Origin of the sequence: Cytobacillus mangrovibacter, assembly GCF_042865275.1 — a bacterium.
Lineage (GTDB): Bacteria > Bacillota > Bacilli > Bacillales > Cytobacillaceae > Cytobacillus > Cytobacillus mangrovibacter.
The window spans coordinates 29,454-49,421 of record NZ_JBIACJ010000009.1; the positions used below are offsets into that span (position 1 = coordinate 29,454).

General features: G+C 37.5%; 10 protein-coding genes. All 10 read left to right on the forward strand.

Features of this window, described 5'->3' with window-relative positions; genetic code table 11:
• Positions 1-74 precede the first annotated feature (74 nt).
• The 10 genes from ACFYKT_RS16055 (at position 75) to ACFYKT_RS16100 (ending at position 19,954) form a co-directional block, all read left to right on the forward strand.
• A complete protein-coding gene (locus ACFYKT_RS16055; RefSeq protein ID WP_389221686.1) occupies positions 75-11,267 on the forward strand; it encodes an S-layer homology domain-containing protein in 11,193 nt (3,730 codons plus the stop codon).
• Between the two features lie 127 nt (positions 11,268-11,394).
• On the forward strand, positions 11,395-12,066 hold the full coding sequence (locus ACFYKT_RS16060) for a S1 family peptidase (RefSeq protein ID WP_389221688.1): 672 nt from the start codon (positions 11,395-11,397) through the stop codon (positions 12,064-12,066).
• Positions 12,067-12,247: 181 nt separating this feature from the next.
• Positions 12,248-12,793: a histidine phosphatase family protein gene (locus ACFYKT_RS16065; protein WP_389221690.1), complete on the forward strand. Its 546-nt coding sequence runs from the start codon at positions 12,248-12,250 to the stop codon at positions 12,791-12,793.
• A 145-nt stretch (positions 12,794-12,938) separates the two neighbouring features.
• Positions 12,939-13,337 (forward strand): cytidine deaminase, encoded by a 399-nt coding sequence (locus tag ACFYKT_RS16070; protein ID WP_389221692.1) that lies wholly within the window; start codon positions 12,939-12,941, stop codon positions 13,335-13,337.
• A 534-nt stretch (positions 13,338-13,871) separates the two neighbouring features.
• On the forward strand, positions 13,872-14,132 hold the full coding sequence (locus tag ACFYKT_RS16075) for a metal-sensitive transcriptional regulator (RefSeq protein WP_389221694.1): 261 nt from the start codon (positions 13,872-13,874) through the stop codon (positions 14,130-14,132).
• A 61-nt stretch (positions 14,133-14,193) separates the two neighbouring features.
• Entirely contained in the window at positions 14,194-14,553 is a 360-nt protein-coding gene (locus ACFYKT_RS16080) for a rhodanese-like domain-containing protein (protein ID WP_389221696.1), read from the forward strand.
• 23 nt (positions 14,554-14,576) lie between these two features.
• Positions 14,577-14,873, forward strand: coding sequence for a rhodanese-like domain-containing protein (locus ACFYKT_RS16085; RefSeq protein WP_389221698.1), 297 nt, complete (start codon positions 14,577-14,579; stop codon positions 14,871-14,873).
• Positions 14,874-14,921: 48 nt separating this feature from the next.
• Complete coding sequence (locus ACFYKT_RS16090; RefSeq protein WP_389221700.1) at positions 14,922-16,577, forward strand: CoA-disulfide reductase; 1,656 nt, start codon at positions 14,922-14,924, stop codon at positions 16,575-16,577.
• A 665-nt stretch (positions 16,578-17,242) separates the two neighbouring features.
• A complete protein-coding gene (locus ACFYKT_RS16095) occupies positions 17,243-18,418 on the forward strand; it encodes an LL-diaminopimelate aminotransferase (RefSeq protein ID WP_389221702.1) in 1,176 nt (391 codons plus the stop codon).
• A gap of 54 nt (positions 18,419-18,472) precedes the next feature.
• Positions 18,473-19,954 carry an aldehyde dehydrogenase family protein gene (locus tag ACFYKT_RS16100; protein ID WP_389221704.1) on the forward strand — a complete coding sequence of 494 codons (1,482 nt, stop codon included), beginning with the start codon at positions 18,473-18,475 and terminating at the stop codon, positions 19,952-19,954.
• Positions 19,955-19,968: the final 14 nt, after the last annotated feature.

A 19,968-nucleotide genomic window follows, 5' to 3' on the forward strand; every position in this document is an offset into this window, starting at 1 on the left:
AAATAGTGAGGCTGTCACAGAGGGACAGCCTCCTATCTACTTCATGTGTTTTACAAATTTTAGGCGGTGAAATCATGTTAAGCAAGCTAAAAACGAAATACAAAATAGCCATAGCTGCGTGTCTCTCCATTCTTGTTATTGGAGGAGGGATTTGGGCTTATGCGAGTACTCCTTCCTATTGGACAGATGGTAATGACGATGCTAAGAAGGAAGATAAGAACTATGATATTAGCTGGTATGATCCTACTGATACATACTCCACCTTTTGCGTTAGGGATGGGCGTGAATTAGCAGGTGTTGCTAAGTTAGTTAATGATGGAGTGATCATTACTAAAGATACCAATTTACGAGATACGTTTGGTTGGGGAGATATCGAATTTAAAGATTTGAAAAAAATAGAACAAATAGATGATGATGGTCATTATAAAATTCAAGATTCATTCGCAGGAAAAACTGTTGAATTTTGTGAAACAGTCGGTGGCGTGGACCAGCCTATTGGGGAAGTAGATTTAGCCGCGAATGTTTGGGTTCCAATCGGTACGGAAGACCATCCATTTGAAGGAGTATTATCAGGTAAATCAGGTACAATTGTTAATATTCAAAACATGAATATTACTAGTATAAAAGATGAAAATGTACGTGAATATATCGGATTAGTCGGTCATTTAGCACAAGGTGGTTTAGTGGCTGGAATTAATTTTACTGGCGGTGGAATAGACCTAACTAATATTGATGCTGATGTATTCGCGGGTGCTGCTGTTGGTAAAATAGATAACCACAGTGAACTAATTAACATTACAAATGCGACTCCTATTAATATTCAAACATCAGGTGCTGCCTATGTCGGTGGACTTGCTGGGAGAGCTGATAACAATAGTTTAATTTCGAACTCGGTAAATAATGCGAATGTAATGGTAGATAGTACAGGTGATGCTGTTAATTTTGCCAATAAATCTAAGCTTATTAATCTAGAAGAAGAGCAGGAAACTGAACAAAATCTAGAAGAATCACTAGAGGGTGAACAGGGCTCAGAGATTATTAATAAAGAGGAAGAAACAGGTTCGGATACCGAAAAGAATACGGAATTAGCAGATGAAAGCAATGAGAAGGATACACAAGAAGGGGAAATAAATCCTGTGCCTGTATCCAATGCCTCAATAGAGACTACTGAAAGTACTGAAGAGCAAGACAGCATAGTTGATCAAACAGTAGATTCTGATTCAGAAGATCAATTAGATGATGCGGTCAATTCTGATAATAGTCTTGACGGTGATACAACAGAATCAGAATTAGAGGAAGATTCGACTGAAACAATCGACTTAGAAGATTCTCTTGAAAAGAAAAAGCTTTCTTTAGAAAAAACGAAACTAGCAACATATGAAACACCACATGTCTATGTTGGTGGAATTGTCGGTTATACAGATGGTGCAAAAGTCGTAATCAAAAAAGTAACGAATGAAGGTAATGTAGAGGCTCAAGGTAACATCGATGTTTATGCGTCTGGGATTGTTGGTTACACTACTGGTCTACTAGAGATGCATGAGCAGGATACACAGATTGAAAATAAAGGAAGTATTTTAGTAGAGCGTGCAGATAGAGCCTTTACTGGTGGGATTGTTGGAAAAGCGCACGGAAAAGTGACATTATCTCTTAATACTCTAAATAGTGCTGATGTTACTGTCGATGCTACAATGGCAAACCTTTCTGCTGCAGGTGGATTAATCGGTGGGATGGGAACAGTGTACCCACAAATTGATATTCCTTACACAAATACTGTTGAAGTAACGAGTAATGGTGGTTCGAATGTTCATACAGGTGGAATTATTGGCTTATCAGAAGCACCTGTTGAGTTTGTCGAATTAAATAAAAATAGCGGGAAAATAACTGTTAATGGAAATACAGGTATTTTCACTGGTGGAATTATCGGAAGTATTATAACTAGCATGGATGGTACCATTACAAACATAGAAAACATTGGGGAAATCGAGGTTAACGGAAATGCTAGCATTTATACAGGTGGTTATATTGGTAAAGTAGAAGCACCTAATTCAGTAACAGATGTAAAAGATTTAACTTATGATGATGTAAATAATGATGAAAATAATAATCTTATTCATGTAGTAGCAATCGATCCAAGCACTGCTAATTTCATAGCAACGGGTGGAATCGTCGGCTATTATAATTCAGTTAATAGCAAAGTTGAGAATACTAGCTTTAAAGGAAGAATTGAAGAAACAGGCGGAACTCATGAAACTACCTTTACAGGTGGGATCATCGGTTATTTAGAAAATGGGAAAGTAGCTGAAGCAAATGTAGGGAAAGCAAAAGATTCTTATGCAAATATCTTAGCTGACGGTTCAATTGGTGGGGTTGTTGGATTTATGAATACCCCTGCTACTAGTATTGTGGATGACGCAACCGTCAAACATGTTGGGTTAACAGCAAGAAGTGATAAAGGTGTGATTGGTGGAATCGTCGGTAAGGCGAAAGGGCATATCATTAACGCTTTTGTTGGTCAAGAGGATTATGACAGTGTAACGATTAATACAAAAAATGGTAAAACAGAGTTAACTGCAGGTGGAATCGCAGGAGTGCTTTTACAGGAAGCAACAGTAGGTTCACAAGACGCGCCTGAAAATGTGAACGTAAAAAATATTAATCTAGTTATTGATGCACAAAATAGTCAGATTGGTGGAGCTATTGGTCTGAACCAATCACCAAAAGTGAACTTATTAGTGGATACATTAAAAATGGATGTTAAAACGACACCTGTTAATGTCGGTGGAGTTGTTGGTAGCAATGATGTTGCCGATGATTCTTTAATAGCAGAAGAGGATCATACTCTAATTGCAAAAAATGTAGAAATAACAAATAAATCTAAAATTGCTGATGTTCATATTGGTGGAGTTTACGGTGAAAACTTAAGAAGTACAACGAAGAGTTTAGGGGAGGATCTTAATATTACGTCAGACGGACAAGCCAATAAAATTGGCGGCAATGTCGGTGTAAATAAAGGAACTGTTTCTAACAGTACTTCAGAAAACGTAGTCATCATCTCGAGTGGAGCAAACTCCGAAATCGGTGGGATTGCAGGACGATCTGAAGGAACAAGTGAGAAAAAAGCGAAAGTAGAAGATTCACATGTTCTTGCCGAAGAATCAGCTTTAATTACGACTACTGGAACACAATCCAAAATTGGTGGAATCGTTGGTTATGGTGATAAAACGGAGATATTAAATTCTACTTTAAAAGCTGTTACACCAAACACAGCGAGAATTCTAGTTCGTGCAACAGAAGTCCATGCTGGTGGAATCGCTGGTGAATTAACAGAAAGTAAAATTGAGGGGAATAAGACTTTAAAGAATGTTGATAATTTATTAATTTCAACAAACGTTCCTACTCCAGAACAACTAGCTACCGCAACACAAAATACTAGAATTGGTGGCTTCGTTGGTTATAATAATGAATCAAGAATTGATAAAGTAGTAGGAAATAACGTAGATTTGAGGATTAATGGAAAGCAATCTTATGTTGGTGGTATGGCTGGATATAACAAAGGTACAGAAGATGCCATTATTAAAGACAGCTATGTATTAGGGTTGAAATTAGATACAAGTGCATCAGCAGATTCATCCGTTGTTGGCGGAATCGTTGGTTATAATGCTGAAAGAACCATTGATGAGGATTCTGTTGAACCGCAAGACGCAATCAGCAGTATTCAAGGCAGCCGCAGTGTTGGGCCAATTACTGTCAATGCACCAAAGGCAACTACAGGTGGTCTAGTCGGTACGAATGAAACGGTTATTGCTAACAATAGTATTGCTGACAAAAATAACGTAACATCCACAGGTGCAGATAGTAAAATTGGTGGTTTAGTTGGTCTAAACACCGATATTGGTACGATTTACTATACGTATTCTAATAATAATATAATTATTGAAGGAAAAGGTACATTTGCCGGTGGTTTAGTTGGTGTTAATGAAGGAAAAGTATTATCCTCGTATATTGACATTGATGTAACAGCAAGAAACTACGGTACTAGTTCAAAGGATGATCTATTATATCTTGGTGGATTAGTAGGTAAAAACACAGGCACAATTGATAAGTCTTATACGAATTCAAAAGTAATAGCGAATGCTCCGAATACAAATGTAGGTGGCTTAGTTGGACTTCATGCAGAAGGAGAAATTAAGAACTCATATGTTGGCCAACAAGTAACAGCCAATGGAGTAAACTCTTATGCCGGTGGCTTTATTGGTAAGATTACCAAAGGCACTGTTGAAGGTAGTTATTCTGCAGCACAAGTTAAATCAGCTGCAAATTTTCAAGGTGGTTTTATCGGCTACTATGATAATTCAAGTAAAAATTTACTTTCAAGAAACTATTATTTAAAAGATGAAAAATTCAACAAAGATTTACCTGACTTTGCAGAAGGAAACTATCGTTGGTTAAACGCTCCAACGAAATTAAGTACAATCCATAGAGACTCATTAATGGATCGAACGGATTTCCCGAATTTATCGCAATGGGATTTTGAAAACACTTGGAGATATGGTTCTCCGAATGCAGTCTATAAATTCCCAGAATTGAATCGTCTTGCAAATACGGGGAATGAAGAAATTGATGATGATATCGCGAACATCGTAAACGCAAATATCAATTGGTATACAGTAGATAAACAAAAACCAGTTTACGAGATTAAAACGGAAGCAGAACTAGCTGGTCTTGCTGCCATTGTTAATGGGATGATCCCAGGACTTGAAAGATTTGATTTTGAGGGTAGAACGATTAATATCGCAAGTACGATCCATATTCAATCAAATCAATGGGTACCAATTGGTCATAAAGAAGAAACACCATTCAATGGAACATTTAATGGAAATGGCGATCAATATTTAATCCATGGCCTTAAAGTAACAAAGCAGCATGATTATATCGGGCTATTTGGGTTAATAGGTGAAAGTGGTACAGTTACAAACGTACAACTAGAGGCAGACATTGTTGCTGGTGACAATGAAACAGGTGTGCTAGCTGGTGTTAATAAAGGGAAAGTATCTGATATTCATGTCACTTTATTAGATGGGGCAATAGTACAAGGTAAAACAGTTGGAGGAATCATCGGTAAAAATACTGGTGCAATCACTGATCTGAACCTAACTCTTGATGAAGGAAGCAGAGTAGAGGCTATTTCTAATGAGTCAATCGTTGGCGGTATGATCGGTGAAAACGAATCGAATGTTGAGCCATCAACTTATACTATGAATAGAATCGATGGAAGTATCGGTAGTAAGCATGAGGATGTAACGATTGGAGGAATCATCGGTCGTCAAACTGGAGCTGTTACAAGTCTATCTGTTGATATGATTGACAACTACAAAATTACTTCTGAAGGTGCTAACAATATTGTTGGCGGCGTCATTGGACATTATGTTTCTGGAAAAGCAAGTGATATCACCGTTACATTTAAAGACGGTATAATCGAAGCTTCTGGTGCAAATTCGACGATTGGTGCTGTTATTGGTAAGTCAGATAAGGGAAATATGATTGAAAATGTAGCAGTTACTACAGATGATACAGAAGCTACAGTGCCTCATATTTCGGGTACAGGAATTGTCGGCAGTATTATTGGAGACAAAACAGGCAATGGTGATAATACATTTGACATGACAAATGTGAAAACAGAAAAGATTGTTCTTGGAACTGTTAATGGAAGTGCTGATTCTGTTCTAATCGGCGGTATTGCTGGTAAGCTAACAGATACAGCATTAAAAGATGCAACCTTTGCTGCAGCAATTGATGCTAACATAGCTGGGATGGTTACAGCAGGCGGCATTGTTGGAGAAGCGAATGATTCCATTATTTATGATGTGAAAGTATTGCCAGAAACTACGATTACATCAAATGCTAAATCAACTAATAACCATATAATTGGTGGAGTTGCTGGAACCATTAATGCAACTGATCGAGATGCGGCTCTTGATTTTGGTTTTGCAGCACCACTTTATAAAGGAATATACAGTGCAAATGTTGAAGCTAACGAAATTAAAGTAAGTGGAGAAGACACAAAAGCAGATTTATATGTCGGAGCGATTGTTGGACAAAATAACAATGCTTCCATTTATTTCTCTGATTCTTCAACACCCCTGACAGTTAATAACGGGAATAATGTTTATGTCGGTGGGATGATTGGCCATAACCAAGACGGAATTGCTATCCAATCGAAAAGTGTTAGCCCAATTGATGCCAATACAAGTAAATACTACTATGTTGGTGGATTTGTCGGGAAAACAGTTGATGGTGAAATTCATCATTCACAAGTTACTGATGAAAATGAGGCAATGATTAAAGTAGGAACAGCAAAAGGTAAGGATGAAACGACTTTCGTCGGAGGATTTGCTGGACTAGCAAGTAATACAAATATGTCTTATGCATATGCTGATATCCCAGTAGAGATTACATGTACAAATGTAGAAAATGTCATCAACGCAGGTGGTTTTGCTGGTTATTTAGATAATTTAGATGTAAGCGAAGCAAGTTTGCTACAAAAGGCAATCTCTTTCTTTACTGCTGATTCACCTTCAAAACCATTACTTGAAAGAGTGTATGCAAAAGGGGATGTAAAAGTATCGGGCAAAGTAATGTCCTATGCTGGAGGATTTGTCGGCTATATGGATCATTATGAAATCAAAGATGCTTATGCAACAGGAAATGTTGATAATTCAGGCTTTGACACGAGAAGTGCAGGTTTTGCGGCTTATGTAGAAAAAGAGGCTGAAATTACCAATGCATTAGCAAATACTGCTGATCATATCAAAGCAACAGGCGTAAACAATGCCACACGTGCCTATGCAGGTGGTTTTGCGGCATTAAATGATGGAAAGCTTACAGATATTGAATCAAAAGTGAAAGAAAATAACATTTCTATTAGTAATATTCGAAATGAAAATGATGCTAACGTAAGAAAAGATGCGGTAATCGCCTATAACTTTACTCACGGGAGCTTTACAGAAGCAAAAGATGGCGTTTCATTGCCGTATGGTGAATGGAGTACAGATCCAGATGCTACAATTTTACTAGCAGAAGGAGATGGAACAACTTTAGCGGTAAAAGATGCAAAAGAATTAACGGCGGTTGTCATGTTATACAATGACAATGTTTCCGAGTTAAAATATTATTCATTGTTTAATAGAGCTGCTGATAAACTTACGATTAACCATATTACTTTATTAGATAATATTACTCTTGCTGAAGGGAAAGTTTGGTTACCGATAGCCAAATTCGAATCTAGTGCAACATTTAATGGAAGCGAAAAAACAGTGAATGGAGTCAATATTCGTAAAGTAACGAAATCAGGGTATAAAATTCATCATGGTATTTATCCAAATATCACAGATGACAAAGAGTACACAGGTTTCGTCGCACAAAACGCAGGAACCATTCAAGCCCTTTCTTTACCAAATGTCTATATGGAAGGTGACTCGAATACAGGGGCTGTTGCTGGTAAGAATTCAGGAACGATTCAAGACATTATGCTAAGCGGTTCGACTTCTATTACTGGTGAAGACCAGCTAGGTGGAGTTGCTGGTAGAAATACAGGAACGATTCAAGACATTATGCTAAGCGGTTCGACTTCTATTTCTGGTAAAGCCCAACTAGGTGGAATGGCTGGCGAAAACACAAATCTAATTCAGAGAGTCACTCTAAATGGTGCTTTAACTATTGATGGTGATCATGAATTAGGTGGAATTTCAGGTGTAAATACAGGTGCGATTACGAACGCTGCATCGAAAGAAATTGTCGTTAAAGGTAAGAATGAAGTAGGAGGTATTGCCGGGAATAATGCAGGCACTATTTCAATTGTCGATTTAGAAAAGGTAACCATTTCAGGTAAGAATGAGCTTGGTGGAATTACCGGTATCAATACAGGTGTCATCGGAAGTGAAGAGGGAGAAATAAATCTTCAGACCTTAAAAATTGATGGAGATACGAATATTGGTGGAATTGCTGGAATCAATGGAGCCCTACCTTCAGAAATAACTCCTGTTTCACTTGATGATGAGGCATCAAACCATATGATTACGAATACAGCAATTACAGCACTAAATCTTACTGGTACTTCACATGTTGGTGGAGTAACTGGAGTAAATGATGGTACGATTACTGGCAGTGAAGTAACTGGTACAATTACAAACAGTGGAGATTTCACAGGTGGAATTGCTGGAATGAACAATGGTACGATAACAAATGTAAAAGCGACTGGTAAACTAGCAATTGTAGGAAAGGATCATGTCGGTGGAGTAGCTGGAATAAATGGTTCAGAACAATTGATAACAGACGTAACATTTAAAGACGTATCTTTAGAAGGAACGAACGAGGTCGGAAGCATTGCTGGAGCAAATGACGGAATGATTTCGAAGGTAGATGTTCAATCATCTTCTGTTAAAGGTAAAAATGAGCTAGGTGGAATTACAGGCGTCAATACTGGAATCATCGGAAGTGATGAGGAAGTTGTCATTCTCCAATCATTAACAATAAACGGAGAAAACAATGTCGGTGGCGCAACAGGTACGAATTCTGGATCAATTTCAAATGTAGATGTTCAAATCGCAACCATCCATGGAGAAAATTCTCTTGGTGGAGTAACTGGAACAAATACAGGCAACATAACTTCTGTCAATGTTGAAGAACTGTCAATTGATGGTGAGGATCAAATTGGCGGAGCTGCTGGGACAAACAGTGAAACGATTACTGAAATTGAACTTAAATCTGTAAAGTTAAATGGTAATCATGCTGGAGGAATTGTTGGAATCAATGATACTGATGGAACAATTTCAAAAGCTCAAATTGAAACACTTGACGTAAAAGCATCAGAAAATACTGGTGGTATAGCTGCAATCAATAAAGGAATGATTGAACAAAATCCGGCAGCTGGCAAAATTACTACCGATAGCAAAGTGCTTGGTGGGATTGCGGGTGTTAATGAAGGTACGATTCGTACTTCATATATCGGAGGAAGTTTAAATAGTTCGAACAAAGATTCGATCATTGCTGGTGGAATCGCTGCTGAGAACAATGGTGCTATTGAACAATCGTTCTCGTACGCTGATATCAACGTTAGTTCAAAAGTTGCAAAAATCGGTGGAATTGCTGGAACGAATACAGGTAACATTAAAGATGTCTACAACTCAGGGCGCATTGTTGTAAAAGGTATAGGCGATTCGGATGTTCGTACATGGGCTGGTGGAATTGTTGGTTATACAGAAGCAGGAACAATAAGCAATGCACTTAACTATTCAGAAGTTATTTCTAGCATTGATGAGAAAATTGTTCCACAACAAAGTTTCTATGGCGGAATTGCTGGTCAAATTAGTGAGACAGCCATTACGAACACAGCTTTTAATAGACAAATGTTAAAAGCGAATACAGCCTATTATGATTCTGATAAAAAACGTGTAAGTGGAAGTACTACAGAATCAAAAGGAATGTTATCTTCCGAACTTACAAGTGGAACACTGCCTTCAGATGATTTACATGGTAATTGGCAAGCTGTTTCAGGATTCTATCCGCAGTTAACTGGCTTTACTCAAAATGTAACAAAACTAAGTACGGTAGCGGTCATTCTTCATGAGCATGATGTAGTGAACCGTATTACTAGAGAATTTGCATTAACGAATGATCCTGATGTAAATTGGACTTCTGATCCTTCAAGTGCAATATCGGGCATTCTAAATGGCTCAAAAGCAATATTAACAGCAGTTGTTGGAGAGGATAGCAGAACGATTGTCATCAATGAAGAAGCATTATTGTTTATTGATAAAGCATCTAAACCGACTGTTGTAACGGATCCTGATACGGAAACTTTCCAAGAAAAAGTGGTAGTTGAATTAACGACAACTGAAACAGGTGGAGAAATTTACTATACTTTAGATGGAAGTAGTCCTTACCCGAATGAAGGAACAACAGCAAAGTATGCGGAGCCATTTGAATTAAGCGAAACAACAACGCTTAAAGCCATTACGATTGCTGAAGATAAGGAACCAAGTGATGTGTTAACCCACAAATTGACGAAACAACCATCAATTGGTGGTGGTGGAGGCGGTGGTGCAATCATCCCACCTACAGCAGAAACAACCATTAACGATAAGCCTGTAAATGGTGAAATGAATAATGGTGTGTTAGAGGCAAACTTTACTCTATCAGATGTGGATCTAACGAATTCAAAAGAAATCGTCATAAGTGGACAAGATCAAACAATTCAAGGTTACGCATTCCGTTTTGATCAAACAATTAAACAACAAGTTGTGAAAGATCAACGAAATATTCGAGTTGATTTACCATTAGCTAAGTTAGTAATCACACCAAAAATGGTAGAAAAGATGACTCAAGATCTAGAGGTCAAAGTTATTTCAAATAACCCATCAACTTTAAACGCAATGAATGAAATTGCAACAAGTGTAGGAGCAACAGTACTTGATGAAGGCCGCGGGGTTACAGTAGATACGAATGCTTTTGCAGCTATAGGATATCAAACTGTGAAAACATCAATCCCGGTACCAACAGGATTGAAAGCTTCTGATATTACTGCAGTTGTATTAAGAGGACCAAACGGTCAATGGACAACAATTCCATGGACGTTAAACGGCAGTAATGTAGACGTTCAATTGACAGGATCAGGAAATGTTAGTTTTATTCGAAATGTGAATACATTTAATGATGTGAGAAATGGGTTCTGGGGAGAACAAAGCATTAACGAAGCTTCCTCTAAATTATTTGTATTAGGGAAGGGGAATGGACAGTTTGACCCAGAAAATAAAGTAACAAGAGCTGAGTATCCAACGATCTTACTTCGTGTAGCAGGCTTTATGCAAAAAGATGCTTCTAGTAATTTCAATGATGTTGGATCCAACGCCTGGTTCAATCGAAGTGTAGCTATCGCTACACAAATGGGAATCGTTACTGGAGTTTCGGAAACTTCTTATGTACCTGAAGCTTCTCTAACAAGAGTTGAAGCTATGACTATGGTAGGTAGACTATTAAGTGTACTAGAAATGAGTCAAGATATCAGTGAAACAGAAGCTGATAAAATTTTAAGCCAATTTAATGATGGACAGACAATTCCTGACTGGGCGAAAAAAGCAACAGCTTTAAGTATTAAAAACGGTATAATTGAGGGTGAAAATAATAGTATAAACCCTCAAAACACTCTGACAAGAGCACAAGCAGCAACAATTGCAGTTAGAATTGATAAATTCTTTACTAATAAGTAAAGGTCATAATGGGGTTGTCTCAGGAGCAAACAAATAGCCCACTTCAAGGTGTATAATATGTACTTCATGAAGTGAGACTTTTAGCTTATGGGACAACCCCATATGTTATTAAAGGTGGTTTTATAATATGCGAGTAGTCATGCGAGTCATATTAATAGCTATTCTATTATTTGGATTTGCCGGATGTTCAACGAATGGTAAAACGGAGGTAGAAACTTCTTATACAGCTGAAGATATTTATAAATTGGCTGAACAAAGCTTTTTCTATATTCGTGTTTTACAAAATGATGACCGAGTAAAATCAGTTGGAACTGGCTTCTTCCTTTTATCAGATGAAAAGTATGCTGTTACAGCTTATCATGTTGTTGAGGATGCGGAACAAATTGAGATAATACTGAATGATCAACACATAATAAGTGATGTTGATATTTTAACTTACGATAAAACAAAGGATGTTGCTATTTTAAAATTGCCAGTTGAAGAACGAGGAGAGAAGGATGGAGGATTAGAAATAAGGAAAAGCCCAGTCACATTTGGTGAGGAAGTTTTTGCGATTGGTTTTCCGTTAAAAGAGACTCCTATTATTACACGGGGGATTGTTAATAATCCTAGTGCATTAATAAACGGCAGAAATCGTATTCTTACTTCTGCTGAAATTGCTAGTGGAATGTCTGGGGGGCCAGTACTTGATACAAATGGCCAAATAGTCGGATTGATATCAGGCTCATTGCGGACGATAAATAATATTCATCTTGTCGTCGATAAAGAAGATATTGTAAGTGTTTTAAATGAACAGTAATCAATTAAAGTAATGTGTCAGCTTCTAATATGAAGTTTGGCACTTTTTTTGTTAGTTGAAGGAACATTCATGGTAATATTAAGGCAATAATAAATGGATTCTAAATAGTATGACTAAAACATTACAACAGAAGGAATTATGACTTGCTCATAATTGGCTCCTGTTCAGATAAGGAGGAAATATGAATAAAAACATCTACATAATTAGACATTGTGAAGCGGAGGGACAATCTTCTGATTCACCCTTAACAGAAAATGGATTAATTCAATCGGATGAACTTTCTTACTTTCTATCTGAAATAGAGATTGATAGAATCATTTGCAGTCCTTTTTTGCGAGCTATTCAAACAATAAAACCTTTTGCAGAGAATAAGAATATAGAAATTGAGATGGAAAGTCGATTAACTGAACGAGTACTAAGTTCACTCTTTTTTTCAGATTGGATGGATAAACTGGAAGCGACATTTAATGATATGGACTTAAAGTACGAAGGTGGGGAATCCAGTAATGAAGCGAGGAATCGAATTATAGAGGTAGTAAATGAAATTGAGGCAAGTTATTCTGAGAATACGATTATCGTGGCACACGGAGGGATTATATCATTATTATTAAATCACTACGATAAGAATTTTGGTTTTGAGCAATGGAAAAGTTTAAGTAATCCAGACGTTTACCTTTTGAAAATTTCACAAAATAATTTCCATCTTAAAAGATTATGGAAAGATTGATCGAATTCACCAAACTGGAGATAACTTTAAGACTTATGATATTGACAAATATTCCGAAAAATTATAATATAAAAATCCTGCCAATTATACGTTGGCGTTAAGGGAACTTTGAAAAGTTCATTCTTCTTTGAAAGGGATGGATTATATGAATAAAGAGCAGTTAATGGAAAGTGCACGTAAGATGAAGGAAAGGGCTTATATACCTTATTCCAAATTTCCAGTAGGAGCAGCATTATTATTAAAAGATGGTACTGTTATCAATGGAGTAAACGTGGAAAATGTTTCATTAGGTGCAACAAATTGTGCTGAGCGAACAGCTATTTTCACCGCAGTTGCAAATGGTTACAAAAAAGGTGATTTCCAAGCTATTGCTGTAGCAGGTGATACGGTAGACTTTCTGCCGCCTTGCAGTATTTGCAGACAAGTGTTAGCAGAATTCTGTTTACCTGAAATGCCGGTATACTTAACAAATGAGAAAAAAGATATATTGGAATTGACTTTAAGGGAATTATTACCTTATGCGTTCACAGATTTAGAAATGTAAATATAGTAAAAGAGAAAAAGACCAGTTCATCAAGATGGTCTTTTTCTCTTTTTTAATTCGAATTTTTTTACTATTGATAAAAGCAATTATACGATTTATGTATAGAACCCCGTGTGGTATATGCCTGCATTTCTCTCTGCTAACATAGTTCAGCGTCATACCCTAATTCAAATAGGCTCTTTCTAAAAGCTTATTGTTTTTGAATAAGTTTTCCACTGATAAAAAAGGTTAGTTGATTGGAGCGGAAGGCGTGAGACTCCTGCGGGAGGAGTGGGACAGCTGAGACCCCACAGGCGCATGGCGCCGAGGAGGCTTAGCGCCCACCCCGCGGAAAGCGAACGCCTGGAGCGGAAATCAACCTCTACCAACTAATGTTGATTAGCAACAATGTTTGCAAAAACAGCCTTCAATTATAAAAATTAATCTGTTGACAATATACCTACACGGGTATAATATAAGGATATAAAATCCATACTAATCCTATACCGAAAGGAATATGAAAACGAATATTTTAGGCATAGAAGGGGGTCCATCATGGAGTACAATGATCAAATCAAAAATAGAGTCAAGCGAATGGAAGGACAGTTAAGAGGAATTTTGAAAATGATGGAAGACAATAAAGATTGTAAAGAAGTCATTACACAATTATCAGCTGTTCGCTCAGCAGTCGATCGCACAGTAGGTGTTATTGTTAGTTCAAATCTAGTGGAATGTGTTCTTGAGGCGGAAAGAAATGGTGAAAAAACAGATGAAATGATTAAAGAAGCGGTCAATTTACTTGTGAAAAGCAGGTAATTTAGGTGACTTCTTTTTTTAACTATTAATATACCTGTAGGGGTAAGTGAGGAGGGTGCAAATGGAATATTTAAAGTATATAATTTTTGTGCTAGTCATTCTTTTGATCGTATCGCGAATTCTTCCAACAAAAGGAGTTAAACAAATCAGTACGGTTGAATTGAAAAAAGAATTAAAGAATAAAAATATACAATTTATTGATGTGAGAACACCTGGAGAATTCCATAGGGGCAATATTCGAGGATTTAAAAATATTCCTCTCCAGCAATTAGCTCAAAAAGCAAATGAGCTATCCATAGATAAAGAGGTAGTCGTTATTTGTCAAAGTGGCATGAGAAGCAATAAGGCAAGTAAATTGCTAAAAAAATTAGGATTTAAAAATGTAACCAATGTAAAAGGCGGAATGAGTGCGTGGTCATAATGAAAAATTAGGAGGAAAAAAAGATGAAGACATTGACTGCTAATGAAGTAGAAACTTTATTGAATAAAGGAAAAGAGCTTCATATTATCGATGTTAGAGAAACAGATGAAGTGGCAGAGGGGAAGATCCCTGGGGCAATTAATATTCCACTTGGTCTAATTGAGTTTCGAAAGCAGGAATTAGATAAATCGAAGGAATATATCATGGTTTGCCGTTCTGGTGGAAGAAGCAGCCGTGCAGCCCAATTGCTTGAAAGTCATGGGTTTCAAGTCATTAATATGACTGGTGGCATGCTTTCATGGGAAGGCCAAACTGAATAATTATGCACAGAAAAATACCTTAATAGGTATATATTTGGAGGGGAAGTTATGAAACAGAAAGTGATTATCGTTGGTGGTGTTGCTGGGGGAGCAACTGCTGCAGCAAAGCTGAGAAGAATAAGTGAAGATGTAGAAATTATTCTTATTGAACGTGGAGAATATATCTCGTTTGCTAATTGTGGATTGCCTTATTATATTGGTGAAACGATTAAAGAGAGAAGCAAGCTACTCGTTCAAACCGTAAAGGGTATGTCTGAGCGCTTCAACATGGATATTCGTAATTTAAGTGAAGTTCTAAAGATAGATTCTAGTAATAAATCAATTACAATAAAAAACTTACAAACAGATGAAGTATATGTTGAAACATATGACAAGCTTTTACTGTCACCAGGTGCAAGACCGATTGTTCCGCCAATTCCTGGTTTGAAAGAAAATGGAACACTATTCACGTTAAGAAATATCCCGGATACAGACAAGATTAAAGGCTATGTTGATCATCAAAAACCTCGTAAGGCTGTTGTGATCGGTGGAGGATTTATTGGAATTGAAATGGCAGAAAATTTAGCAGACAGAGGGATAGAAGTTACAATCATTGAGATGGGCAATCAGATTATGGCACCGATTGATTTTGAGATGGCAAGTATTTTACACAACCATTTGAAAGATAAAGGTGTGAAGCTGATTTTAGAAAATGGTGTTCACTCATTTACTGACAATGGCAAGAAGATTATTTTGTCAGATGGAACTGAAATGGAAACAGATATGACTATTTTGTCTATTGGAGTAAAACCGGAAAATGAATTAGCCATATCAGCTGGGTTAGCGTTAGGAGAGCGTGGAGGAATCATTGTCAATGAATTTCTTCAAACCTCGATTGAGGATATTTATGCCGTTGGTGATGCAGTAGAAGTAGTAGATTACATTAGCGGTACAAAAGCGATGATCCCACTCGCTGGTCCAGCTAATCGTCAAGGACGAATTGCGGCAAATAATATAATGGGCAAAAAAGAGAAATACCAAGGAACATTAGGAACTTCTATTGCTAAGGTATTTGATTTAACTGTCGCTTCAACAGGTAATAACGAAAAAACGTTAAAACGTTTAGGTGTTCCATATGAAGTGGTTCATATTCATCCAATTTCTCATGCTGGATATTATCCTGGAGCCACTCCCATCTCATTAAAATTAATTTTTAATAAAGAAACGGGGAAAATTTTTGGCGCACAAGCTGTTGGAGCAGATGGTGTGGATAAGAGAATTGATGTGATTGCAACAGCAATCAAAGGCGGACTAACCGTTGAAGATTTAACACATTTAGAATTGTCATACGCACCACCTTATTCTTCTGCAAAAGACCCTGTGAACATGGCTGGATACGTAGCAACAAATGTCATGGAAGGGGAATTGGAACAGGTTCAATGGCATGAGATTGATGAAATCATTGAAAAAGGCGGATTATTAATTGATGTTAGAGAGTCAAACGAACGAGAAAATGGATTTATTAAAGGTTCAAAGAATATTTCCCTAAATGAACTGAGAGAAAATGTACCTTCTCTTCCGAAAGAACAAACGATTTATGTCAGCTGTCAGGTTGGACTTCGTGGCTATTTAGCTAGTAGAATTCTTAGAAATAATGGATACAAGGTAAAAAATGTTGATGGAGGATGGAAAACCTATTCCTCCGTTTATGGACGCAATAAGTAAAGGCGAAAGATAGAATTATTTAAGGAGGGAACTAATATGGTCAAAATAACACCGGCTGCAATCTCAGTAATTACAAATGAAATTCAAGATGTAATAGATGAAGGCAATATACCAATGATTCGATTATCCATGGGAATTGGCTGAGGGGGACCAAAGCTTCGCCTGACTCTGGAGGAGTCAGCTTTAGAAAGTGATGAAATAGTAGAAGAAAGTGGCATCCAATTTTTAATTAATGAAAGAGATAAAGTATATTTTGATCACGTAAAAGTTGATTATACTAAGAATCTATTTGGTGGCGGGCAATTTATCATAATCCGTCTATAATTGCTATCTAACTTAGAATCGCTCTTTCATACAAATAATCTAGGCTAGATATTATTATTCAAAAAGCTCGTGTATTCGGGCTTTTTTTCATTGATTAAAAAAGCTTGTTGATTGGAGCATCCTGGAGCGGAAATCAACCTCTACCTCACTACATTCAAATTAGCACAATAATGTTTGCAAAAACAGTCTTTAATATAGCCCCTTGTAAACTTCATACAGAATGTCATTATTTTTATCCTGAATTTTTGTTTAATTCAACCATAGTTATAAATAGGCAAAAACTATAAATTTAAAATAAGGAATTCGAAATTTAGTGTTATGTGGAGAAGGTGGGTGTGTTTATGGATTATCAGTCGAATAGGATAGGTCAAATTCCCCCTTATTTATTTGCTGAAATTAATAAGAAGAAAGCCGAGCTGGTTAAATCGGGAGTGGATGTCATTGATTTAGGAATCGGTGACCCTGATCTCCCGACACCACAGCATATCGTTGACAAGCTAGTTGAAGAAATGCAAGATTCTAGTAACTTCAAGTATCCCAGCTTTATAGGATGCGCAGAATTCAGGGAAGCAGTTGCTGATTTCTATGCTCGTCAATATCAAGTTAATCTCGACCCGGAAACAGAGGTTCTGGCATTAATCGGATCGAAAGAAGGGATTGCCCATTTAATCCCCACACTTATTGATCCAGGAGATTATGTGCTCATACCCGATCCAAGCTATCCTGTTTATAAAATGGCGACCCTCCTTGCTAACGGACAGTATTATCATATGCCGTTGCTAAAAGAAAACAATTTCGAGCCAGATTTCAGCTTAATCCCAGATGAGATTATAGAACAGGCAAAATTAATGTTCTTAAATTATCCTGGTAATCCAACAGCAGCAACTGTAGATATTGAATTTTTCCAGAATGCCATCAGCTTTGCCCGTCAAAGGAATATTCCAATCGCCCATGACTCTGCTTATAATATGGTTACCTTTGGTGAATATAAAGCACCGAGTATTCTTGAAGTTGAGGGTGCAAAAGAAGTGGCTGTCGAATTTGGATCACTCTCAAAAACGTATAATATGACAGGGTGGCGAATCGGATATGTTGTTGGAAACAAGCAAATTATTAAAGCGCTTTCTGTTCTAAAAAGCAATATGGATACAGGCCAATTTACGCCGATTCAAAAAGCAGCTGCTTTTGCATTGAATAGTGATCAAAGCTGTGTGAGCAATCATAATGCAATTTATGAAGAACGTTTGAATGTTGTGTTAGATGGATTGAAGGCGATTGGAATTAAGGTTGATCGGCCAAAAGGCAGCTTTTTCATCTGGGCACCCGTTCCAAAAGGCTATACTTCTGCCGAATTTGTAACGAATGTGTTAGAACAGACAGGTGTGATCCTAACTCCTGGAAGTGCATTTGGGCCATCTGGTGAAGGCTACTTCCGATTATCTTTGTCTGTCCCTAATGCAAGATTATTTGAGGCAATCAATCGAATCAAACAGAAGCTGCAAATTTCTGTTAATTGAATGAATAAGTAATATCCATCGTATATGGAACAAACAATTATTGGAGGGAAAAATATGAAACAAATTCTAAATTATATTAATGGGGAATGGAGCGAATCAACATCAGGGAAATTTACCCCAATTGTGAATCCAGCTAATGGGGAAGTTCTTGGAGAAGTTACCCAGTCAACGAAAGAGGATGTAGACAGAGCGGTAATTGCTGCTAAGACTGCACAGAAATCTTGGCGATTAGTTCCAGCTCCGGAGCGCGCTGACTTTTTATATAAAGTTGCTTATCTATTAAAAGAGAAGAAAGAAAAAATCGCTCGTACTCTTACAAGTGAAATGGGGAAGGTAATTGATGAAGCGAGGGGAGAGGTTCAAGAAGCCATTGACATGGCTTTCTATATGGCTGGTGAAGGACGCCGTCTATTTGGTGATACAGTACCGTCTGAACTGCGCAACAAACTTGCTTTTAGTCAACGAATTCCGATTGGGGTAGCAGGACTAATTACACCATGGAATTTTCCAATTGCTATTGCCTCTTGGAAATCCCTGCCGGCACTTGTAGCTGGAAATGCCGTAGTTTGGAAGCCGGCAACAGAAACACCGATGACTGCGTATGAATTTGTCCGCATATATGAAGAGGCAGGATTACCAAAAGGACTCTTAAATCTTGTAAATGGTTCTGGAAGTGTCGTAGGGAATTCGATGGTAGAGCATCCGGATATTGACCTTATTTCATTTACTGGTTCAAACGAAGTGGGTAGAGCGATTAATGCCCGTGCAGGTGCTCTACTAAAACGGACGTCACTTGAAATGGGCGGGAAGAATGCGGTAACTGTATTAGAAGATGCCGATCTTGATTTAGCAGTGGATGGAATTCTCTGGGGTGCTTTTGGTACAAGTGGACAGAGATGTACGGCAACAAGTCGAATTCTTGTGCATGAGAATGTCAAACAAGCACTGGAAACGAAGCTTGTTGAACGAATTGGTGAGCTTAAGCTTGGTGATGGACTGGATGAAACGGTAAAAGTAGGTCCTGTCATTAATCGTTCTTCACTTGAACGGATCGATGAATATGTGAAGATTGGCCAGCAGGAAGGTGCAAAGCTCCTAGTTGGAGGAAAGATTCTAGACGAAAATGAGTTAGGTAAAGGGTATTATTATGCACCGACCATTTTTACAGATGTATCACCAAATATGCGAATAGCGATGGAAGAGATATTCGGTCCAGTTGTATCTATTATTCCAATTAAAAGCTTAGAAGAAGCGATTGAAATAAATAATAGTGTAGAATTTGGTTTATCCAGTGCCATTTTTACCGCTGATGTAAACCGTGCTTTCCAAGCAATGAGAGATCTTGATACAGGGATTGTCTACATTAATGCAGGTACGACTGGAGCAGAAATCCACTTGCCGTTTGGCGGAACAAAGGGTACAGGAAATGGGCATAGAGATTCAGGTGTAGCCGCCCTTGATGTTTATACAGAATGGAAATCTGTTTATGTGGATTACAGTGGAAAGCTGCAAAGAGCACAGATAGATAACTATTGATCTGTAATATTAAA